Source organism: Streptomyces vulcanius (genome assembly GCF_042653945.1).
GTDB classification, from domain to species: Bacteria; Actinomycetota; Actinomycetes; order Streptomycetales; family Streptomycetaceae; genus Streptomyces; species Streptomyces mangrovi.
Map to the genome: position 1 here is coordinate 280,947 of NZ_JBHSFK010000010.1, position 20,223 is coordinate 301,169.

Annotated in this window: 20 protein-coding genes; 8 read left to right on the forward strand and 12 right to left on the reverse strand. The window is 71.8% G+C overall.

Annotated features, from left to right (window positions below; translation table 11 throughout):
• Nucleotides 1-114: 114 nt before the first annotated feature.
• Nucleotides 115-888: a hypothetical protein gene (locus ACFPIH_RS18095; protein WP_381170787.1), complete on the reverse strand. Its 774-nt coding sequence runs from the start codon at nt 886-888 to the stop codon at nt 115-117.
• A 311-nt stretch (nt 889-1,199) separates the two neighbouring features.
• Here ACFPIH_RS18095 and thrS point away from each other — a divergent pair, with 311 nt between their 5' ends.
• On the forward strand, nt 1,200-2,408 hold the full coding sequence (thrS, locus tag ACFPIH_RS18100) for a threonine--tRNA ligase (protein ID WP_381170785.1): 1,209 nt from the start codon (nt 1,200-1,202) through the stop codon (nt 2,406-2,408).
• Between the two features lie 56 nt (nt 2,409-2,464).
• Nucleotides 2,465-3,445 (forward strand): nucleoside hydrolase, encoded by a 981-nt coding sequence (locus ACFPIH_RS18105; protein ID WP_381170783.1) that lies wholly within the window; start codon nt 2,465-2,467, stop codon nt 3,443-3,445.
• Between the two features lie 31 nt (nt 3,446-3,476).
• On the opposite strand, the gene ACFPIH_RS18110 is transcribed toward ACFPIH_RS18105, so the two are convergent.
• Nucleotides 3,477-3,848 carry a GyrI-like domain-containing protein gene (locus ACFPIH_RS18110; RefSeq protein WP_381170781.1) on the reverse strand — a complete coding sequence of 124 codons (372 nt, stop codon included), beginning with the start codon at nt 3,846-3,848 and terminating at the stop codon, nt 3,477-3,479.
• A 255-nt stretch (nt 3,849-4,103) separates the two neighbouring features.
• On the opposite strand from ACFPIH_RS18110, the gene ACFPIH_RS18115 reads away from it, so the two are divergent.
• Nucleotides 4,104-4,265 (forward strand): hypothetical protein, encoded by a 162-nt coding sequence (locus tag ACFPIH_RS18115; protein ID WP_381170779.1) that lies wholly within the window; start codon nt 4,104-4,106, stop codon nt 4,263-4,265.
• Nucleotides 4,266-4,362: 97 nt separating this feature from the next.
• Here the strand turns inward: ACFPIH_RS18115 and ACFPIH_RS18120 are convergent, their stop codons facing one another.
• Complete coding sequence (locus ACFPIH_RS18120; RefSeq protein WP_381170777.1) at nt 4,363-5,304, reverse strand: ArsR/SmtB family transcription factor; 942 nt, start codon at nt 5,302-5,304, stop codon at nt 4,363-4,365.
• 376 nt (nt 5,305-5,680) lie between these two features.
• Between ACFPIH_RS18120 and ACFPIH_RS18125 the strand changes: the two genes are divergently transcribed.
• Together ACFPIH_RS18125 and ACFPIH_RS18130 are read left to right on the forward strand one after the other, a co-directional pair.
• Nucleotides 5,681-6,184, forward strand: coding sequence for an RICIN domain-containing protein (locus ACFPIH_RS18125; RefSeq protein ID WP_381170775.1), 504 nt, complete (start codon nt 5,681-5,683; stop codon nt 6,182-6,184).
• A gap of 133 nt (nt 6,185-6,317) precedes the next feature.
• Nucleotides 6,318-7,229 carry an IS982 family transposase gene (locus ACFPIH_RS18130; protein ID WP_381170773.1) on the forward strand — a complete coding sequence of 304 codons (912 nt, stop codon included), beginning with the start codon at nt 6,318-6,320 and terminating at the stop codon, nt 7,227-7,229.
• Between the two features lie 18 nt (nt 7,230-7,247).
• On the opposite strand, the gene ACFPIH_RS18135 is transcribed toward ACFPIH_RS18130, so the two are convergent.
• Complete coding sequence (locus ACFPIH_RS18135; protein WP_381170771.1) at nt 7,248-9,380, reverse strand: protein kinase domain-containing protein; 2,133 nt, start codon at nt 9,378-9,380, stop codon at nt 7,248-7,250.
• A 214-nt stretch (nt 9,381-9,594) separates the two neighbouring features.
• Nucleotides 9,595-10,581: an LAETG motif-containing sortase-dependent surface protein gene (locus ACFPIH_RS18140; protein ID WP_381170769.1), complete on the reverse strand. Its 987-nt coding sequence runs from the start codon at nt 10,579-10,581 to the stop codon at nt 9,595-9,597.
• A gap of 272 nt (nt 10,582-10,853) precedes the next feature.
• On the opposite strand from ACFPIH_RS18140, the gene ACFPIH_RS18145 reads away from it, so the two are divergent.
• Nucleotides 10,854-12,509, forward strand: coding sequence for a glycoside hydrolase family 13 protein (locus tag ACFPIH_RS18145; RefSeq protein WP_381170767.1), 1,656 nt, complete (start codon nt 10,854-10,856; stop codon nt 12,507-12,509).
• 24 nt (nt 12,510-12,533) lie between these two features.
• Here ACFPIH_RS18145 and ACFPIH_RS18150 read toward each other — a convergent pair whose 3' ends face one another.
• Complete coding sequence (locus ACFPIH_RS18150; protein ID WP_381171468.1) at nt 12,534-13,268, reverse strand: DUF4142 domain-containing protein; 735 nt, start codon at nt 13,266-13,268, stop codon at nt 12,534-12,536.
• Nucleotides 13,269-13,422: 154 nt separating this feature from the next.
• Between ACFPIH_RS18150 and ACFPIH_RS18155 the strand changes: the two genes are divergently transcribed.
• Nucleotides 13,423-14,145 carry an MOSC domain-containing protein gene (locus tag ACFPIH_RS18155; RefSeq protein ID WP_381170765.1) on the forward strand — a complete coding sequence of 241 codons (723 nt, stop codon included), beginning with the start codon at nt 13,423-13,425 and terminating at the stop codon, nt 14,143-14,145.
• 91 nt (nt 14,146-14,236) lie between these two features.
• On the forward strand, nt 14,237-15,367 hold the full coding sequence (locus ACFPIH_RS18160) for a M24 family metallopeptidase (RefSeq protein WP_381170763.1): 1,131 nt from the start codon (nt 14,237-14,239) through the stop codon (nt 15,365-15,367).
• A 1-nt stretch (nt 15,368) separates the two neighbouring features.
• On the opposite strand, the gene ACFPIH_RS18165 is transcribed toward ACFPIH_RS18160, so the two are convergent.
• The 6 genes from ACFPIH_RS18165 to ACFPIH_RS18190 all read right to left on the reverse strand — a co-directional run bounded on the left by ACFPIH_RS18165 (nt 15,369) and on the right by ACFPIH_RS18190 (nt 19,820).
• Nucleotides 15,369-16,037, reverse strand: a complete 669-nt coding sequence (locus ACFPIH_RS18165) for a DUF6445 family protein (protein ID WP_381171466.1) — start codon at nt 16,035-16,037, stop codon at nt 15,369-15,371.
• A 116-nt stretch (nt 16,038-16,153) separates the two neighbouring features.
• Nucleotides 16,154-16,474, reverse strand: a complete 321-nt coding sequence (locus ACFPIH_RS18170) for an SCO0607 family lipoprotein (RefSeq protein WP_381170761.1) — start codon at nt 16,472-16,474, stop codon at nt 16,154-16,156.
• A gap of 135 nt (nt 16,475-16,609) precedes the next feature.
• Entirely contained in the window at nt 16,610-17,125 is a 516-nt protein-coding gene (locus ACFPIH_RS18175) for an HAD domain-containing protein (protein ID WP_381170759.1), read from the reverse strand.
• A 45-nt stretch (nt 17,126-17,170) separates the two neighbouring features.
• Entirely contained in the window at nt 17,171-17,692 is a 522-nt protein-coding gene (locus tag ACFPIH_RS18180; protein WP_381170757.1) for a hypothetical protein, read from the reverse strand.
• Nucleotides 17,693-17,823: 131 nt separating this feature from the next.
• Nucleotides 17,824-18,714 (reverse strand): M23 family metallopeptidase, encoded by an 891-nt coding sequence (locus ACFPIH_RS18185; RefSeq protein ID WP_381170755.1) that lies wholly within the window; start codon nt 18,712-18,714, stop codon nt 17,824-17,826.
• A 74-nt stretch (nt 18,715-18,788) separates the two neighbouring features.
• Nucleotides 18,789-19,820: a glycoside hydrolase family 26 protein gene (locus ACFPIH_RS18190; RefSeq protein ID WP_381170753.1), complete on the reverse strand. Its 1,032-nt coding sequence runs from the start codon at nt 19,818-19,820 to the stop codon at nt 18,789-18,791.
• Between the last annotated feature and the right edge of the window lie 403 nt (nt 19,821-20,223).

Here is a 20,223-nt window from a genome sequence, read left to right on the forward strand (position 1 = left end):
CCCTTCACCGGCGGTCCCGTGGCGTGGAACCACCATGTGCGAAGAAGGACACGGCGCCCGGTGAAACGGTTCCGCGGGCACGGGCCACAGATATGGGGGTTTGTTCACGGGGTCTCAGACCTGCACCCGCCCCTGCCTGCGGACATCCGCCAGTCGTCGTACCCCCAGCTGGACGGCCGCCTGGGTCGCCTCGTTCGGTACGTCGCCCACGGCGCCGTTCGTCAGGGCGAAGGCGTCCTGGCCCGCCCGCACGGCGGCCACGTCCAGGGCGAGGACGGTCGGGTCGCCGCCGGGGTTCTTCTCGGCGGTCGCCCAGAGGGTGAGGGTCACCCGCAGTCCCTGTCGGGCGTCCCCCACCTCGGGCAGGGGCAGTTCGGACACCTGGACGTCCTCCACGGTGTCCTCGCCGGCCGTCGCCGTGAACCGGGCGCACGACCGCGGCAGCGACTTCAGCCAGGCCAGCGTGCGGTCCACGTGGGCCGGCCTGCGGTCGGTGAGCTGGTAGCGGAGCTGGGCGGACGTGTCGGGGTCGTCGAGGGCGGTGACCGCGCGGGCGGGGGCGCCGAACAACTCGTCGGTGTACAGGGCGTCGAGCAGCTTCTGGCACCCGGCGACGGACGTCCTCGCCTTCAGCAGCCCGTCCCGCCAGGTCGCCGCGCCCCGGGTCGGGGTCCAGGGGGCGCCGAGGTCGGTGTCGGTGACCAGCGCGGCCTGGGCCTGCGCCTGGGTGAGGACGGGCGAGGCGGTCGGCGCGGGGGGCCTGCCCGTCGACGGCTGGACCGTGGGCTCGGGGGGCACGGCGACCGGCGGGTGTTCGAGGCCGAGGGTGGCGCAGCCCGTGAGACCCACGGAGAGGAGGGCGGAGGCGAGGAGGATGCGACGGGTCATCGGGGAGTGCCTCCTGAGCTGGGGATACGGTCCTCCCCCCACGGCAACACCGCTACCGCGGGGCGACCACCGCGGCGGGCCGTACGGGTTAGCCGCGTACGGAGAACGGGCGCTTCCGGTGCCACGGAAAACGGTTCGCGCGCGGTGTTCCCCCGCCGCTAACCTCACCGGCATGAAGCGCGCCCAGCCGTCTCTCACGACGACGCCGGAGACCGTCCCGGCGCGCTGATCCACGACTGGATGCCAAAGCCCCGGGGCGAGTGCCCCGGGGCTTCCCTCTGGGTGCTCGTCCCTTTTCCGGAGGAGTACCCATGCACGACCACCGCCGCCTCGGCCGCGAACTCGACCTCTTCGACACCGACCCGCTGATGGGCGCCGGCCTGCCCTACTGGCTGCCCGACGGGGCGGTCGTACGGCATGAACTGGAGGAGTACGTACGGGGGGTCGAGCGCGCGGCCGGCTACCGGCACGTGTACTCGCCGGTACTCGGCAAACGCGAGCTGTACGAGATCTCGGGGCACTGGGACCTCTACGGCGACGACATGTTCCCGCCGATGGAGCTGGGCGGGGAGGAAGCTGTTCTGCGGCCGAGTCTCTGTCCGCACCACGCCCTGATCTACCGCTCCCGTTCCCACAGCTACCGCGAACTGCCCCTGCGGGTCGCGGAGGTGGGCGCCATGTACCGCGCCGAGCGGTCGGGGGTGCTGGGCGGTCTCACCCGGGTCCGGTCCATCACCCTCAACGACGCGCACATCTTCTGCACCCCGGAACAGGCCGTCGACGAGGCCCGCGGTGCGCTCGAGCTCATCGGGCGGGCATACGACGACCTCGGCATCCGCGCCTCCCGGTACCGGCTCTCCCTGCCCGGCAGGAGCGGCAAGTACGTGGCCGACCCGGAGCTGTGGCGGCGGGCCACCGCGCTGCTGCGGGAGGTGCTGGAGGGCTCCGGTGCCGCGTACGAGGAGGCGGAGGGCGAGGCCGCGTTCTACGGCCCGAAGATCGACGTGCAGATCGCGGACCCGGCCGGGCGCGAGGCCACCCTCTCCACCGTCCAGATCGACTTCCACCAGCCCGAACGCTTCGGCCTGCACTACGTCGGCGCCGACGGAGCGAAGCACCGGCCGGTGATGGTGCACCGCAGTGTCATCGGGAGCGTGGAGCGGGCCGTGGCCCATCTTCTGGAGGTGCACGGCGGCGCGTTCCCCGTCTGGCTGGCGCCCGTCCAGCTCGCGGTGCTGCCGGTGTCCGAGGCGCAGGAGGCGGTGGCGGTGGAACTGGTGCGGCGGGCCGCGGCGGCCGGGCTGCGGGCCGAGCTCGGCGCGGAGGGCAGCCTGGGGGCCCGCATCCGTGCCGCGCGCCTCGTGCCCTACGTGGCGGTGATCGGGGAGCGGGAGGCCGACGCCGGCCTGGCCGCCGTACGCCTGCGCGACGGGCGGCGGATCGGGGCCCTGCCCGCCGACGACCTGCTGCGGCGCGTCGCGGAGCGGGTGGCGGCGCGGGGAACCGGCCTCTGGGAGTGAGCACGGCCGCCGCATAGGGTCGGAGGGCGACGACGGCTTCAAGGAAGGACCCCACGGTGACCGAGCAGCCCATCCCCGTGATCATCGACTGCGACACGGGTGTCGACGACGCGCTCGCCCTGCTGTTCGCGGTGCGGCATCCGGGGCTCGACCTGCGAGCGGTCACCTGTGTGGCGGGGAACACGGACGTGGACGGGGTCGTACGCAACACGCTCACCGTGCTGGAGGTGGCGGGCGCCCCCGGCATCCCCGTGGCGCGGGGCGCGGAACGGCCGTTGATCGAGGCGGTGCGCGTGGCGGCGCATGTGCACGGGCAGGACGGGATGGGCGATCTGGGGCTGCCGGCGCCGGCCCGCCGGCCGGTGGACGTGGACGCGGTGACGCTGCTGCGGCGCGAGATCCTGGCCTCGCCCCGGCCCGTCACCCTCATCCCCACCGCCCCCCTGACGAACATCGCGCTCCTTCTGCGCACCCACCCGGAGGTGACCCGCAACATCGAGCGGATCGTGTTCATGGGCGGGGCGGTGGCGACCGGGAACGCCACGCCCGTCGCCGAGTTCAACGTCTGGCACGATCCGGAGGCGGCGGCGATCCTGCTGACCGCGGAGGTGCCGATCACCATGTACGGCCTGGACGTGTTCCAGCGGGTCAACGTGCAGGGCGCGGACATACGCCGGCTGCGGGCGAGCGCGGAACCGGGCGCCCGGCTGGCCGGCGCGCTCCTCGCCCACCGGCCCTCCGCACCCGAACCCGACGGCGACGACCCCTCCGGCGGCCTCGGTGACGCGGGCGCGGTCTGCGCGGTCGTCGACCCGGCCGGGCTCACCACCCGGCCGCTCCCCGTCGAGGTCTCCCTCGCCCCCGGGGCCGGCCGCGGCCAGACGATCGTCGACCGCCGGCCGCGCCCCGGCGAGGCCGAGATCCACGGCGGCGCACCCCAGCGGCGGCACCTCGTGGACGTGGGCCTGGACGTGGACGTGGAGCGCTACGTGAAGCTGTACCTGGAGACGGTGGAACGCGACCAGGACAGGTCCTAGATGATCGATTCCAAGGGATCGGTGCCGGTGTTCACGCCCCGGCACTCCTGCTGCCCCTCTCGACCGGGATCCACAGCTGGGAGTCGGTCTCCGCACCGATCTCCACCGGCTGCGTCCTCAGGAGCTCTGGGCCTGTCCGGCTCATGTACGGGTTCGAGGGGAACCACTGCGTGAACACGTCTCGCCACAGCTCCTGGAGGGCGCTCGGATAGGGCCCGTGGTTGTCGAAAACCGCCCAGGTCCCGGCCCGCACGTCGAGGGCGTCGAGCCCCTCGGCCGCCACCTCGGGACCGGTCACCACGCCGATCCAGTAGTCCACCTCGGCGCCCTCTTCCCGGCTGTCGGTCAGGTACACCGCCGCCGGCAGGATCCCGTCCGGCTCCTGGCCGGCCAGCTCCTTCATCCTTACGATTGCCTGCTTGTCCAAGCTTTCCAGGCGCGCCGCGGCGGCCGCGTTGACTCCCTCGCGCACGAGCGGGAGCCGGGCCATCTTGCCAATCCGTACTGGTTTTATCGGGCGGGGCGCGATCAAATCTTCTCTACTCCAGCAAGGCAGCCTGACAGCGCGCGATCGGGCCGCCGGACCCCTCGGTCACCGCTCCTGTCTTCGCCTCGCGGTCGGCTGATGGCCCGGTCGGCGCCCCAGACCGCAGCGCCGATGACCATCAAGGCGCCGCACGCGGCGAACGGCTCCGGCCTGGACTCGGGTGTCCGGGCAGCCCTTGCAGCTTTGCTCAGCAAGGACGACGTGGGTGCCTCGGCGGCAGGGCTGTTTCAAAGTCCGAGTGATGCTGCGAAGTCGCAGGTTGCGGTGGCGTGACGACTGTCGGTCGACCCGTTCGCCTATGTCCGTCCGGACGGCCCGCACACGGCCTTCGCCTTCGGCTTCCCTCATGGCCGGCTGGATCCCGCAGGAGTCAGTGGCGGTCGGGCAGGGGCGAGGCCGCGGCGTGGAGGAGGAGTTCCGCGCCCAGGGGGGTGAGACTGTGGTGGCGGGTCCTGCCGGTGCGGTGGGTGGTCACCAAGCCGGCGCGCCGCAGGACCGTCGCGTGTTCGCTGGCCGAGGCGATCGACAGGCCCACCCGGCGGGCGAGCTGGCTCGTGGACGCCCCCTCGGCGATCACCTCGAGAACAGCCGCGCGGCTGTGCCCCAGAAGCGCGGCCAGCCCGCCATGGGGACCGTAGAGCCCGGTTGCCAGAGCTCGGGGAGGACCGTCGCCGGCAACGTCGTAGTACAACGTTGGCTGCTCGGTTGCCTGCTCTTCGTCCGGGTCGCAGGGAACGTAGGACATGAAGGCGGCTGGGGTGAGCAGCAGCCCCCGCCCGCCAAGGTGGAAGTCCAGGTCGTCCGGGGAATCGATCTCCAGGCGTGGCGGGCGCCAGCGCATGCGCGGGTGCAAGGTGCTCAGCACCTGTTCCAGGCCGCCGTCCCGTAACTGCCGTGCGCGCTCCGCCAGGTCGGCCGCGATCGTGGAGCCCAGGCCGCGCCAGTACGGTGCGATGGCGATGCGGTGGTAATCGCGGATGGACTGAGCAAGCCTGGCTGCGGTACCCCGGTCACCGTCGGCAAGCTCGCGGGCCCACCCGGGCAGGCTCCGGTGCTGGGCCACGTACTCCAGGTCCGCGCGCAACTCCTGTCGGGGCGTAGCCAGCAGCCGATCCAGTTCCTCCTCCAGCGTGTGCAGGCCCTGCTGAGGACGGAGGAAGCGGGGGACGGGGTGGGAGGAGGAGGTCGGTGTCAGCCCGCTCAGCAGTGGCGGCGCGGACGGCTTCAACGCAGCCCTGACGACACGGCGCCACAGGTCGAGTTCAGAAGTCCCCGTACGGTGCACAAGCCGGCTGGCACTGAAGGCAGTCACGCCGAGGGGACTCGGTACAGCTGCCAGCCGGGTTCGCGCCAGGTCACTAAGCGTGAAGTGAATACGCAACACCGTATAGCCCTCCGCAGTACGTCCGGACGTGCTGCGGATGATCCCAGGTTTCGGCGAGGGCCGAAACGTATTTTCCCGGCCGCCGGCGGCCGGGATCGTGTGCATACGCGGACCCGTGGACGCCGCGGTGGGCCTTTCACATTGTTCCGGACCGTCCTGGCAGGTCGTCCGGTCCCTTGACCGGAACGGGACGTGACAGGCGGAACAGCGGTCCGCTGCTTGAAGCGAGTACTCACCCAAGTGATCAGGAGGCAGATATGCGAGGCAAGTTCCGGCGCCGTGGCGCCTTGATAGAGGAGAGACTATGACCAGGTATCTCAGAGCCGCGACGGCTCTCGGCGCCATCAGCCTGTTCGGCCTCGGCGTCACCGCCGCACCCGCGTCTGCTGCCGGGTTCGGGCCGATCAAGCACTCCGCCACGGGCAAGTGCATCGACGTCAAGGGCGGCTCGACGCAGGTACACGCGTTGATCCTGCAGTGGGGCTGCCACGGCGGCAGCAACCAGGCATGGCTCAAGGTCCCGGTGAGCGGCGGCTTCCAGTTACTCAACCAGAACAGTGGGCTGTGCCTCGACATCAACAGCAACACGGCCCAGGTACCGAACGGGACCGGGCTCCAGCTCTTTGGTTGTGACATTGCAGCCGTCTGGCAGCTCAAGGACCCGTTCGGGAACGCAGGGCAGCTCCAGCACGTGGCCAGCGGCAAGTGCGTCGACCTCGACTCGGGGAGCGCCGCCGACGGGGCCAGGATCCAGATGTGGGACTGCTTCACGAACAACACGAACCAGATCTGGACGATGCCCGCCTGAAACACCCCAGGCCAGGCGCCCGGCGCCAATGACTGTTCCAGCAGACCGGACTGCGAGTGGGAAACCGGGCCTCACTAGCTAGATTCCAAGGGATCGGCTGCGCGCATAAGGGGAGGGAGCCCAACCTCAGTGTGTGAAGACAGAGTTGGACTCCCTCGCCACCGCACTCTATGTGAAGACCGACGACCTGCTGAAGGAATCACCGCATCTGGCGCCCTGGCGTCCGGCGGTCGGGATCGCTCCGCAACTGACCGATGCCGAGCTGGTCACGCTCGCCATGGTGCAGGCCATGCTGGGCTTCACCTCCGAGGCCAAGTGGCTGCGCCACGCCCGCTCCCACCTGCGGCATCTCTTCCCCTACCTGCCGAAGCAGCCCGGCTACAACAAGCGCCTGCGCAAGGCCGCCGAGCTGCTGCGGCGGGTAACCCGGCTGCTGGCCACCGACACTTCCGTATGGAGCGACGACGTGTGGATCGTGGATTCCACGCCAGTGGAGTGCGGACGCTCCCCCGAGACCGTCGAACGCTCCGACCTGGCCGGATGGGCCGAGTACGGGTACTGCGCCAGCCACAGCCGCTTCTTCTGGGGCCTGCGCCTGCACCTGGTGTGCACCCTGCAGGGCCTGCCGATCGCCTTCGCCCTGACCGGGGCCAAGGCCGACGAACGCGAGACCCTGCTGGACCTGCTCGCCGCCGAACCGCACCTCGTCGCCGCCCGGCCCGGACAGACGCTGATCGGCGACAAGAACTACTTCGGCCGCGACTTCGAGCACCAGTTGGCCGAGCAGGACATCCGGCTGCTGCGGCCGGCCCGCAAGGGCGAGCCGGAACGCCCCGGGGCCCCGCTGTTCAAGCCGTTGCGGCAGGTCATCGAGTTCAACGAGACCTTCAAGGGCCAGCTCAACCTCGAACAGCACCGAGGCCGCACATCGGCCGGCGTGATCGCCCGCGTCATGCAGCGCATCCTCGCGCTGACCGCCGCGATCTGGCACAACGACCACACCGGCCAGCTCGTCCTGCGCTCACTGACCGCCTACGACCACTAACCCCTTGGAATTGATCATCTAGGGGAGTTCCGGGCGGTCCGGGCGGACCGAGAAGGCGGTGTCACCGGCCACAGCCACCACGGCGTCCTTCACCAGAAGCACGCTCGGCACCGTGCTCTCCGCCGAGTCCCCCGGGTCGTCCAGCTTGTCCGTGGTCCACCGCACGGCGCCGGTCGCGCGGTCGAGCGCGAGGAGACGGCCGTAGCGGTCGGCGAGGACGAGATCGTCGTACTTCGTCGACAGCACCGGCGTCGACAGGTTCTCGACCTGGGTGTCCTTCCGCCACAGCCGGACGCCGTCCGTCGCCCGGAGCGCGGTGACGGACCCGTCGGGACGGACGAAGTACACGGCGCCGCCGGCGAGGGTGACCGTGCCGCGCGGCGCGTTCGGCAGTGCGGTCCGTTTGACGGCGCCGTTGTCCGGGTCCACCCGCAGCAGGGCCGAGTAGGGTTCGTCCAGCCCGACCAGCGCCAGGTACTTGGTGTCCCGCAGCGTCGCGAACAGCAGCTGTCCGCGGAGGACGCCGAGCGGTACCGAGCCGACGGGAAGCCTGGCGAGTTCGTGCGGCGGGCCGCCGGTCGGGTCGAGGCCCAGCAGGCTCCAGGTGCCGGTGGTGGCGTCCTGCGCGTCGGTGCAGAGGGCGTAGGGGGCGCCGGCCAGGGCCAGCGGCCGGCAGCTGGGGCCCGACGGCGACTCCGCCGACGTCACCCACAGGTCCTCACCCGTGCGGGCGTCGATGGCGACGAGCTCCGTGTCGGCGGCCGTGACCGCGAGGATGCCGCCGTCGAACATGACCGCGGGCCGGGTCTCGGCGATCTCGTGGTCCCAGAGCCGTTTCCCGGTGTCGGCGTCGAGGGCGACCAGCTGCCACGCCACGGTGTCGGAGTCCGGCTTCTCGTAGACGTAGACGACCCCGTCGCGGACGCCGACGGGCCGTGCGTTCTGCGGGCTGACGCCGGAGTGCCACTTCACACGGCCGGTGGCGGCGTCGATCCTGGCGACCGTGAAGCCGGTGCCCGCGCAGTACAGGGCGGCACCGCCGGACACACAGCCCGGCTGCTCGGTGGACACGAGGGTGTCCTCGTCCGCCGGCTTCACGGCCTGGGTGAGGCCGGCGCGCCAGGGCCGCCAGCCGGCGGGGAGCGCGGGGGCGGCGGACTCGGCCTTGGCGGCGGAAGCGGTCGTCTGCGGACTCGACACCCAGTGGGAGACCGTCACGGCGCTGACGGTGACGGCGAGGGCGGAGCCGAGGACGAGGAGGCGGCGTCGCCACCGGCCGCGAACCCGCATGCCGGTTCCGTGCGTTCCGTGCGTGGTGTCCTGCGGGGGCCGCACCGGCTTCCGGTGCCCTGGGACGGTCGCCGTGCTGTCCGGCAGCGCCCGGAACAGGCGGTGCAGTTCGGCGAGTTGGGGCCGGTCCGCCGGATCCTTGGCCAGACAGCGCTCGACGACGCTCCGCAGGGGTTCGGGCACGCCGTCCAACGTCGGCGCCTCGTTCATCACCTGATAGCCCGTCAGATACGGGCTCTCGCCGTCGAAGGGACGGTTGCCGCTCGCCGCGAACGCCAGCAGCGAACCCAGCGAGAAGACGTCCGAGGCGGCGGTGACGTCCCGGGGCGCGACGAACTGCTCCGGCGACATGAACGGCGGGGTGCCGATCAGCCGCCCGGTGACGGTGAGGTTCTGGTTCTCGGCGGCGCGCGAGATGCCGAAGTCGATGACGCGCGGGCCGTCCTCGGCCATCAGGACGTTGCTCGGCTTCAGGTCCCGGTGCACCAAGCCCGCCTGGTGGATGTCCCGCAGCGCCTCCACCAGCCCCAGCGCCAGGACGCGCAGCTCGCGCCCGCCCAGCGAGCCCTGCGCGGCCACGGTCTCGGCGAGCGTGCGGCCCGGCACGTAGAGCGTCGCCATCCACGGCACTTCGGCGTCCGGGTCGGCGTCCACGACGGGGGCGGTGAACGCGCCGCTGACCCGGCGGGCCGAGGCGACCTCCTGCCGGAAGCGGGCCCGGAACTCCTCGTCGTGCGCGTACTGCGCGTGGACGACCTTCACCGCGACCTGCCGGCCCGACGCGGAGCGGGCCAGGTGGACCACGCCCATGCCGCCGCTGCCGAGCCGTTCGATGAGCTCGTAGCCGCCTATCGCGCCCACGGGCCCCGATCCACCGGTGCTCAACGGCATCGCCGGTCGCCCTTCCCGAATCCCTTGTGCCCTCTGACTGTTCTGACTGCTCAGCACGTCTCAGCACTTCTCAGCCACATCAGATCAGGCCGGGGCCCACCCTACCCGCGCCTCTCACGACGCACGTCCGCCCCGGCCTCCGTGCAGGGGGCCGGGGCGGACGTACCGCGGAAGCGGGGTCGGGTCAGGCGCGGGTCGCGGCCTTGCGGCGGCGGGTGGCCACCACGATCGCCGCACCGCCGAGCAGCAGCGCCGCGGCACCGCCCGCGATCACGGGGGTGTTGCTGTCGGCGCCGGTCTCGGCGAGGTCACCGCCGCCGCCCTTGGGCGTGGTCGCCGGCGGGGTGGTCGACTCGGAGGAGGACGGGGTCGGGGTGGCCGACTCCGACTCCGAGGACTCCGGGGTGGAGGACGACGGAGAGGGCGAGGTGCTGTCGCCCTCGGAGGGCTCCGACGGCTGCGACGGGGTCGACTCGGCGGGCGGCGTGGAGGGCGACGCCGGCGGGTTCTCGTCGGCGGGCGGCGAGGACGGCGGCTGCTCGGTGGCCGTGCAGTCCTTCGTCCCGCCGTTCCAGGCGGCGATCAGCTTGTCCTTGATGACCGGGCGGTCCGGGCCCTTGGGCAGGTCGCCGTGGACGAAGCCGTCCTTCGCGTCCAGCTTGCCGTCGAACTTCACGGCGCCCCGGTAGAGGTCGATCTGCGCGTAGCAGCCCGCGTCCGGGACGGAGATGTCGAGGGTGTCGGTCTGACCCGGCTTCACCGTCACGCTGTCGAAGTCGACGAAGACCTGCTCGCCGGAGGTGTTGAAGTTGGCGCCGTGGGCCAGGTAGGAGGCCAGGGACGCGGTGCAGGTGCCGGCGTCGGCGGCGGCACGGACGCTGATGTGGACCTTGCCGTCCTTCGACGGCTTCAGGTTCTGGTCGTCGACCCGCACCGAGTCGAAGAAGTTCGAGCCGTCGAGGGAGAACTGGCAGCGGTCGGTGCCCGTCTCCGTGCCCGCGCCCGTACCGGGCTGGTAGTGGCCGCCGGACTTCCAGCCGTCGCCGCCGCCGGACGTGCCGGTGTGGGCGAAGGCGCCGGTCGCCGCGGCGACGGAGGCGGTGCACAGGGCGAGCGAAGCGGCGCCCGTCCCCAGCAGGCGGCGCACGGTGACACGTCTCGCTATGGACATGCGTATCCCATCTTGGCCGAGGGCCAGGGGCGATTGGTCAGATCACAGAAACACCGGGCTCTTCGGTCACATCAGCAACGGCAGTCACGCACATCACATCAGTCACAGGCGCCACAGTGTTCGCACATCGTCGTTCGGCCACCGGAGCGCTGTCAACCTGGCTCAAACCCAGGGGAGTTCAAGATTCCATCACGGCTGCGTCACGTACGGAAGGAAACGCTCCGCAGGGGGTGGACGTTCGCTTTCCCCTCGAAATGGACAGCCTTCTCACCATGACCGACTTGTCACCCCACAGCCCGGACTGGTGGCGCCAGGCCGTCGTCTACCAGGTGTACCCGCGCAGTTTCGCCGATGCCGACGGCGACGGCCTCGGTGATCTGCGGGGCGTCACGGACCGCCTCGCGCACCTCGCCGGCCTCGGCGTGGACGCGCTCTGGCTCAGCCCCTTCTATCCCTCCGAGCAGGCCGACGGCGGCTACGACGTCGAGGACTACCGGGACGTCGACCCGCGCCTGGGCACCCTCGCCGACTTCGACGCGCTCGCCGCCGAGGCCCACCGGCTCGGCCTGAAGGTGATCGTCGACCTCGTCCCCAACCACACCTCGCACCGCCACCCCTGGTTCCGCCAGGCCCTGGCGGCGGGCCCCGGCTCCCCGGCCCGCGCACGCTACGTCTTCCGCGACGGCCTGGGCGAGAGCGGTGAACTCCCGCCCACCGACTGGCAGTCCGTCTTCGGCGGCAGCGCCTGGCAGCGCGTCCCCGACGGCCAGTGGTACCTCCACCTCTTCACCCGCGAACAGCCCGACCTGAACTGGGACCACGACGAGGTCCGCGACGACTTCCGCACCACCCTGCGCTTCTGGTCCGACCGCGGTGTGGACGGCTTCCGCGTCGACGTCGCCCACGCCCTCGCCAAGGATCTCGCCGACCCGTTGCGCGACCTCGGGGAACTGGCGCAGGACGGCGACCTCGCCCTCGCCGTCCTCCCGCCCGGCACGCACCCCTTCTACGACCGCGACGAGGTCCACGCGATCTACCGCGACTGGCGGCGCGTCCTCGACGCCTACTCCCCGCCCCGCACGGCCGTCGCCGAGGCCTGGGTGCCGGGCGCCCGACGCGCCCTGTACGCCCGCCCCGACGAACTCAACCAGGCCTTCAACTTCGAGTACCTGCAAGCCCCTTGGGACGCCGAGGCGATCCGCGCGGTGATCACCGACTCCCTCGCCACGGCCCGCGCCGTCGGCGCCTCCGCGACCTGGGTGCTCTCCAACCACGACGTCGTACGCCACACGTCCCGACTGATGCTGCCGCCCGGCACGGACGAGAACGCCTGGCTGCTGTCCGGCGGCCGGACACCGGCGGTGGACGAGCGGGCGGGGCTGCGGCGCGCCCGTGCGGCCACGCTCCTGATGCTGGCCCTGCCGGGATCGTCGTACGTGTACCAGGGCGAGGAACTTGGCCTGCCCGAGGTCGCCGGGCTGCCCGTGGAGGTTCTCCAGGATCCGCTCTGGGAACAGACCGGGCACACCAGCAAGGGCCGCGACGGATGCCGGGTGCCGCTGCCGTGGACGACGACGGGACCCTCGTACGGCTTCGGCGCGGGCGGCGCGTGGCTGCCGCAGCCGCCGGCCTTCGGACGGTACGCCGTCGAGGCGCAGGACGGTGTGGCGGGCTCCACCCTGGAGCTCTACCGCACGGCCCTGCGCCTGCGCCGCAAACTGCTCGACGGCGAGGAGCTGACCTGGCATCCCGAGGCTCCGCCCGGCGTGCTGGCCTTCGCCCGTACCAACGGCTGGCGGTGTGTCACCAACCTGTCGGCGGCGCCGGTGCCGCTGCCGCCCGGGGACGTGCTGCTGAGCAGCGCGCCGGCGGACGACGACGGCCCGGGGGGACTACTGCCGCCGGACACCACGGTCTGGCTGGCGTGACCCCCACCTCACCCGTTGTTCGCGTTACTTGGGCGCCTGCGAGTTCTCGCCCGTGATGGCGTTGACGTCCACCGGGGTGGACGTGGCGTTCGGCGGCGGGGTGAGGACGACCTGCGGCTGACCGGGGACCGGGGCCGGCGGGGTCAGGTCCGACTTGGGCAGCTTGGGCGCCGTGGTCTGCTGGAAGATCGTCGAGTTGAAGTCGACCAGACCGGTCTTCTCCATCACGGTGATGTGGTCGAGGACGGTGTCGTTGGCCTGGTCGGCGAGCGCCCGGACCAGCGAGTTCTTCGTCGTCGAGCGGATCTTCGCCACGGTGTTGAAGATCGAACCGTGCGTCATGCGCAGGATGTTGGCGAAGTCGGTGTCGAACTGCGCGCCGGTCTCGCCCTTCAGCTGCGTGACGAAGCCTTCCTGCTGTGGGCTCGCCACGTTGGGAATGGTGATGTTCAGCATCGGTGCGATCTTGCGGCAGGTGTCGTCCAGCAGCGCGTGACCGTCGATCAGGTGCTGGCTCGCAGTGAGAACCGCCTTGCTCGTCCCCTTCTGCAGCCCGATCTGACCGAGCGGGTACTCCCACAGACCGGCCGCCCGTACCTTCACCACGAAGTCCCGGTCGCCCTCTGTCAGTGGGCCCCACTGGGTGTTGGTGATGATCCGGTCGGTCGACGTCGATACCGTGTCCAGGCCGAGCATGGACGGGTAGGCGAGCGCGCCGAGGGTCAAGGTCAGGGCTCCACCCACAAAGAGAGTCCCCATCGCGTTCCGCGAGAGCTGCACCGTTCCTCCTGCCCTTTCGGGAATCCGCCGAGAGGTTCTTCGGCGGGGTCGGACGCTATGAAGTACGCAGCAAACGCCGTTCCGACTCTATGAAGTTCGCAAAAATTTCGCGGGAAAGGTCGTGGGAGGGCTCATGGCTCAGGTGGTAGGCATCACGTATTACCCGGTCAAGGGGTGTGCGGGCATCAGCGTCGGACAGGCCGAGGTGATCCCTTCCGGTCTCCTCGGCGACCGCGTCCACGCCGTCGCGGACGACAACGGCGACCTCCGCTGGCAGGGCGCGGACCCCCGGCTCGCCCTGATCGTCCCGGAGCCGAGGGCCGACGGTGGGCTTACCCTGCGCGCCCCGGGCCACGAGCCGGTCACGACCGGCGCTGCCGCCGCCGACGCCGATGACGGCGACGCCGACGACGCTGCCGACCGCTGGCTGACGCGGGTGCTCGGCCGGCCGAGCCGACTGGTCCGAGCGGTCGCGGGCAACGAGTCCCGGCTGCATGTCGTCTCCCGCGCCAGTCTGGACGCCCTCAACCGCCGGATCGCGGAGCGCGGGGGCCGCCCCCTCCCGATGAACCGCTTCCGCCCCAACCTCGTGATCGACGGCTGGGAGACGCCCCACACCGAGGACGACACCCCGCTCCTCACCCTCCCCGGCACCACGCTCGCCCTCGCCCGGCTCACGGTCCGCTGCGCCGTCACCCTCGTCGACCAGGAGACCGGCCGCCGCGCGGGCTCGGAGCCTCTGCGCACCCTCGCCGACTACCGCAGGGCGGAGGGCGGGGTGGTCTTCGGCGCGTACTTCGCCGTGCGGCGGCCGGGGCGGGTGGCCGTGGGGGACGAGGTGACGGGCGCGGGGTGATCTCCGGGCCGATCTCCGGGCGCGGAGGAGATGCCGTCCACGTCCCCTTCCCGCACGCTGGAGTGCACGGAGACATCCGGACGGAGACCCCATGACCCCGGCGACGACCCCGGAGCCCTTCACCCGGCGGGACTACGCGGAGCGCATGGCTCGTGCCGTGCGGGACGCGGCGGCGATGGGCCTGTCGGGGCTGCTCGTCACGCCCGGCCCCGACCTGGTCTGGATGTGCGGCTACCGGCCCACCTCGGACACCGGGCGGCTCACCCTCCTCGTCCTGACCACCGGCCACGGCCCCCGCCTCCTCGTCCCGGCCCCGGAGCGCCCGGACGCGTCGGCCGCCCCCGGCGCGGACGCCGTGCTGATCACGGAGTGGGGCGACGGCCAGGACCCGTACGCCGCTGCCGCCGGCCTGCTCATCCCGCACGGTCACTACGGCGTCTCGGACGCCACCTGGGCCGTACACCTCCTGGGTCTCCAGGAGGCCCTCCCGCTCACCACCTACCGCCCGCTGACCACCGCCCTGCCTCTGCTGCGGGCCGCGAAGGACGAGCACGAGCTGGCCAGGCTCGCCTCGGCGGCAGGGGCGGCGGACGCGGTGTACGAGGAGATCCTCGCCGTACGGTTCGCGGGGCGCCGGGAGTCGGAGGTCGCCGCCGACCTCGCCCGTCTGCTGCGCGGACACGGCCACAGCCAGGTCGACTTCACGGTCGTCGGCTCGGGCCCCAACGGCGCCGACCCGCACCACGAGGCGGGCGAGCGGGTGATCAGGGACGGCGACACCGTCGTCCTGGACTTCGGCGGTCTGAAGGACGGCTACGCCTCCGGCACCGCGAGGACGGTCCATGTGGGCGCGCCGACGGACGAGGAGCGGGCGGTGCACGAGATCGTCCGCAGGGCCCAGCAGGCCGCGTTCGAGGCGGTGCGTCCCGGGGTGGCGTGCCAGGAGATCGACCGGGTGGCCCGCGAGGTCGTCGCGGATGCCGGGTACGGGGAGTACTACCTCCACAGCACAGGCCACGGCGTCGGGCTCACCACGTTTGAGCCGCCGTACCTGGTCGAGGGCGAGGAACGGTGGCTGGTCCCCGGTATGTGCTTCTCGATCGAGCCGGGCATCGGTCTCCCCGGCCGTTTCGGCGTACGCATCGAGGACGTCGTGACGTGCACGCGGACCGGGGCGGTACGCCTGAACGCGACGGATCACACCATGGCGGTCGTCGGCTGAGTCAGGCCATCCAGAAGAACACGGCCGTCATCCGCTTCTCCTGAAGCGTCGTACCGCAGTAACCGGTCGCGCTGTGCACGAGGTTGGCGTTGTAGAGGAGCAGCCGGTTGTACCTGTGCGGCACCCGTACGTCCTCCTCGAAGGCGTCGGGCGCGACGAACCGGGTGCCGAGGGCGTCGACGAGGTTGTTGTGCGGGGCCTGCACGACGTTGCCGCCGAGCCGCCCGCCGGAGAGGGACTGCCGGAAGAAACTGGTCCCGCAGTCCTTGGGGACGCCGGGATTGAGATACAGCACGGCCGCGTACCGGCACAGCGCGCGCGAGTCGGAGTGCGGGCGGGGCGTGCTCTCGCCCTCGCCGACGACCTGCACGCAGTTGTGGTTGAGGGTGCCGCCGCCGGGCGCCCGCTGCACCCACAGTCTCTGCGCGCCGGTGGCCCCCCGCACCAGACGCTCCACGCGGGCGAGTTCGGTGTCCTCGAGCCCCGGCATGGTCCGCAGCCCCGGCCAGCTCTCCGAGGTGTACGGATATCCCTTCACCCAGTCGTCCTTGGCCAGACACCGCTCGCGGATCGCCGCGATGTCGGCCTCGGGGAAGACGTCGTCCAGGACCCAGTAGTCGCGGCCCTTGGTGGGCTTGCGGTAGGGGAGCACCGGAAGTGACATGGACATGGGGGGCATGGGCCCGACTGTAGGACCGGCCTTCGTCAGGTCTCGCCCGCGTTTTCCCCCGGACTGGGCCGAGATGTGGTCAACGGTCCGTCAACCACGGTCAAGAGCTGTCCTGTTCAGGAGGCCGAGATGATCTTCCCGTTCTCGTCGAGGGTGTGGTCGTACCAGTACTTGTCCCACTTGTCGTCCACGTGCTGCGGGACCTTGCCCTCCGGGTAACGGGCGTAGCCCTTCGGCGGCTCCTTGCCGTTGTCGATGCAGTCGCCGCCCCCGGCGCCGTTCACCGACAGCACCGGGTACTGACCCCCGCCGCAGATGGCGTCCGCCGTGGAGAACGAGCACGCGGACAGCAGTCCGGCGGCGAGGACCCCGGCCAGGGCGAGGACGGGAGCGGACAGGGACGACTGCTTACGGCGGACTCGGCTGGAGCTGCTCATGGTTGGTTCCCCCACGGGTTCTGGTCGTCCGGTGCGCGGTGCGCGCTGCCGATGACCAGCCTGCGGGAGCTGGGCGAATCCCTCCTGAGTACCGGTACTCAGAACCGGACCGTAGGCATACTCGACCAGTACACGTCACTCTCGTCGGGAGACCTCGGTCAGCCAGTCGCCGAGGGCGGCGATGTCGGCGTGGGTGAGTCCGACCGCGGAGTCGACGCGGTGGAGCAGAGCCGGCCCCCGGTGCTCGGCCGCCACCCACTCACGGTCGAGGTCGCCGATCTCGTCGTCGACCCAGATGAAGGGACGCCCGGCCGCCGTCTCGACCAGCGCCCGTGTCTTCCAGTGCAGCACGTCCAGGACGTCCTCCTGCGGAGCGTCCGGCAGGTCGGCCACCGGCAGCTGCGGCAGGCCGAGCAGCGGGGCGATCACCTCGTTGGCGTCGTGCATCCAGGCGGTGGCCCACACCAGCTCGCAGGGCAGCGCCAGCAGCCGCGGCCCGTGCCCGGGGGTGAGCTTGGCCAGCTGCGGATTGCCGTGGTGCTGCCACTGCCCCCATTCCTCGAGGGTCGAGGGCATCGTCGCTCCCCCGACCGGCAGGAGGGTTCCGTCGACGTCCAGGAAGAGCAGCGGGCGCTGCGCGGGCTCGGTCATGGGAGCAGGTTAGTGACCGGCGCAGGCTTTGGTGACGGGTGCGGCTCAGTACCGCACCGCCCGCGCCACCTGCGCCTTCACCTCGCCCGAGAGGTCGCGGTTGCTGCGTGCCGTGCCTGTGCCGGTCTTGCCGGCCGGTACGTCGGAGACGGTGACCACGGCCGCGTCGACCCGCTTGCCACTCGCGTCCGTGAAGTCGACCTCGACGGCGAACGACTTCGACGAGTCGGCGCTGTTGGAGACGGTGACCTCGACGGCCGCCCTGCCGTCGCTGTCCCTGCCCGGCGTGCCCAGCCTGACGTCGGACGTCACGTCCGTGCCGTTCTGGATGTCGTCCAGCCGGCGGCCCGCTTCCGCCGTCGCCGAGGCGAACGCCGAGGACGCCTCGGAGGCGAGCGAGGAGGCGGCTCCCGTGGCCTCCCGGGCCAGCGACTCCGCCGCCGAGGCCGCCCTGCTCGCCGCCGACGACACGGACGACGGCGTGTCGTCGTCCGAACAGCCGGTCAGTACGGCGGCGGCACAGCAGACCACGGCCACCATCAGCGGCACGTCCTTGGTGCGCGGCATCTGCTCGCCTCCCGGTGGTTCCTCGACGACTCCGACGACTCCGACGCCTCCAGTGAAGGGGCCGCGCGGCCCGCCCGCACGCCGGGTCACCCGGACGGATGGCCGGAAGGATGTGCGTCCGGCGGTGAGCCCTACTTGGTGAGCCGGACGTCCTTGCGGCGCAGCCACGGCAGCGGGGCCACGGCGGACCCGATATACGGCGTGATCCGGACCTCGAAGTGCAGATGCGGGCCGGTGACGTTGCCGGTGGCGCCGGAGAGGCCGAGCCGGGTGCCAGGGGAGACCCGGTCGCCGACGCGGACGTCGATGCGGGACAGATGCGCGTACTGCGTGAAGTAGCCGTCGCGATGCCGTACGACCACCTGGTTGCCGAAGCCGTCGCCGCAGGTCGTGGCGCGGACGGTGCCCGGCCCGACGGCGCGCACGGGGGTGCGGGTGGGCACGGCGAAGTCCTGGCCGGTGTGGCGGTGCGCCCAGCGGGTGCCCCGGGCGGCGTAACCGGCGGACAGCCAGTAGCCGCGGGTGGGGGCGGTCCAGGAGCCGCCGGTGCGGTGGCGGAGGGAGTGACCCCGGCGGCGTACCGGACAGTGGCCGTCCCGCCCGGACGCGTCCACCGCGACCGGGTCCCCGGCGCCGCGCTCCGCCGCGCGCAGCAGGTTCCACAGCCGGCTGCGGATGGCCTTGCGGCGGCGCTCGGCCGCGTCGACCTTTGCGCGCCGGGCATCGGACTTCCGGAGCCGCTCGACCTTCTCCCGCGCCTTCTCGTGGGCGCGCACGGCCCGCGCGGCGGCCTCCCGGAACCCACCCCCGCCCTTCGCGTCGTACGCATCCCCGCCCGCACCGGAGGACAGGGCCGCCTCTCCGCCCGTCGAAGAGGTCACGGTCGGCTCTCCGTCCGCGCCGGAGGGCACGGCCGTCAGGGTGAGCAGCACAACGGCGAGCAGTACGGCGAGCAGGGCGGGCCCGGGCGCGGCACCTGGGCGCGAGCGGGTGAGGCGCGCAGCGTGGTGTTCTCGTCGCATCTTGGGATCTTCGGACCGGCGGGGCGCGGGCGGCCTGGTTACGCGCCCGGACGCGCCCGGACCTCACCCCCGATTCACTCGAACGGCCCCGTGAGCAGCGACCGGTACACCTCCGACGACCGCGGATTCCGGGTGCACCGCCACACACCGTGCGGGCAGTAGTCGCTGATGGTCTGGTACAGCGGGCGGTGCCGGGCGAACCAGTCGAGCATGCCGCGGACGTAGGCCGGGTTGTCGCCGTTGCGGAAGAGCCCCCACTCCGGGTACGCGATCGGCTTGCCGTGCGCCCGCGCGAACCGGACGTGCGCGTCGAGGCCGTACGGCTCGGAGGCCTGCTGCGCGAAGGACATGCCGCGCGGCTGGTCGTAGGCGTCCATGCCGATGACGTCGACGTACCGGTCCCCGGGGTAGCAGCTGGTCCACGGGACGGCGTCCCGCCCCCGGTTCGGCGCGAACTCGAACCGGAACCGCTGCCCGGGAACGGACCGCATGGCTCCGACGATCCGCCGCCAGTACGCCTTCCACGCCTCCGGATCGGGCCCGCACCGGTGGGTGTACGTCACCCCGTTCATCTCCCAGCCCACGACGAGCACGGTGTCCGGCAGCCCGACCGAGACCAGCCGCCGGGCGAGCTTGCGGAAGTGCTCGTCGTACGCGCCGTCCGCACCCTTGTGCAACAGCCCGCGCACCTCCCGGTCGGGCAGGTGCGCCTCCGTGCGCTCGAACATCGGCACGTTGAGCACGAACAGCCGGTCCGCGCGGGCCCTGCGCCACTGCGCCCAGTGCTCGAGATCGCTGGGCGCGCCCTCGATGTTGAACCACCGGTCCCCCGGGAGGTAGGCGTGCCCGACCCGGGGGGTGGCCGGTCCCAGCCATCCGTCGAGCCCCGAGATCCGCCGCACCCCCTCGGAGCCGTATCCGAGGTAGGCCCCGAAGGGCCCCGGCCCAGTGGCCGCCGCCTTCGAGTCGGGCACCCCCGCCGCCCGCTCCCCGCCGGGGACACAGGAGGGCCCCGCGAGCAGGACGAGGGAGACGAGAAACAGGGTCAGCAGTGCGCGTGGGGAGCGTGGGGAGCGAGGGGAGGAAGAGGCCACCGGTTGAGACACCGGCTCATGATGACGTCACCCCCGCCGTCCGGGCCCCGGATTCGCCCGCGAACCACCCGTACCGGGGACGCGGTTCCCGCACCAGGAAGACATCCACCTGGCTTTCGGGCAGGATGCCCGGTCCTTCAGGGCCGGGGTGAATGCCCCGCTCTCGCTGAGCGGGGCAGGCGTGGCCGGGATGCTGAGGGTGGCCACGGACGGGTGGCGGTGACGGGGAGCCGAGGGTCCGGTGGCTGGTGGCTGGCGGCCGGCAGTGGGTGGGGTGGTCACTCGCACGGGTGATGGTGATCGATGTTGTGCGCGGCCGTGGAACGTGTGGTCTACGTTCGCGGTATGGCGCGGTTTCGGTTGTATCCGACGGGCGGGCAGGTGCGGCAGATGCTGCTGCACTGCGCGCACGCGA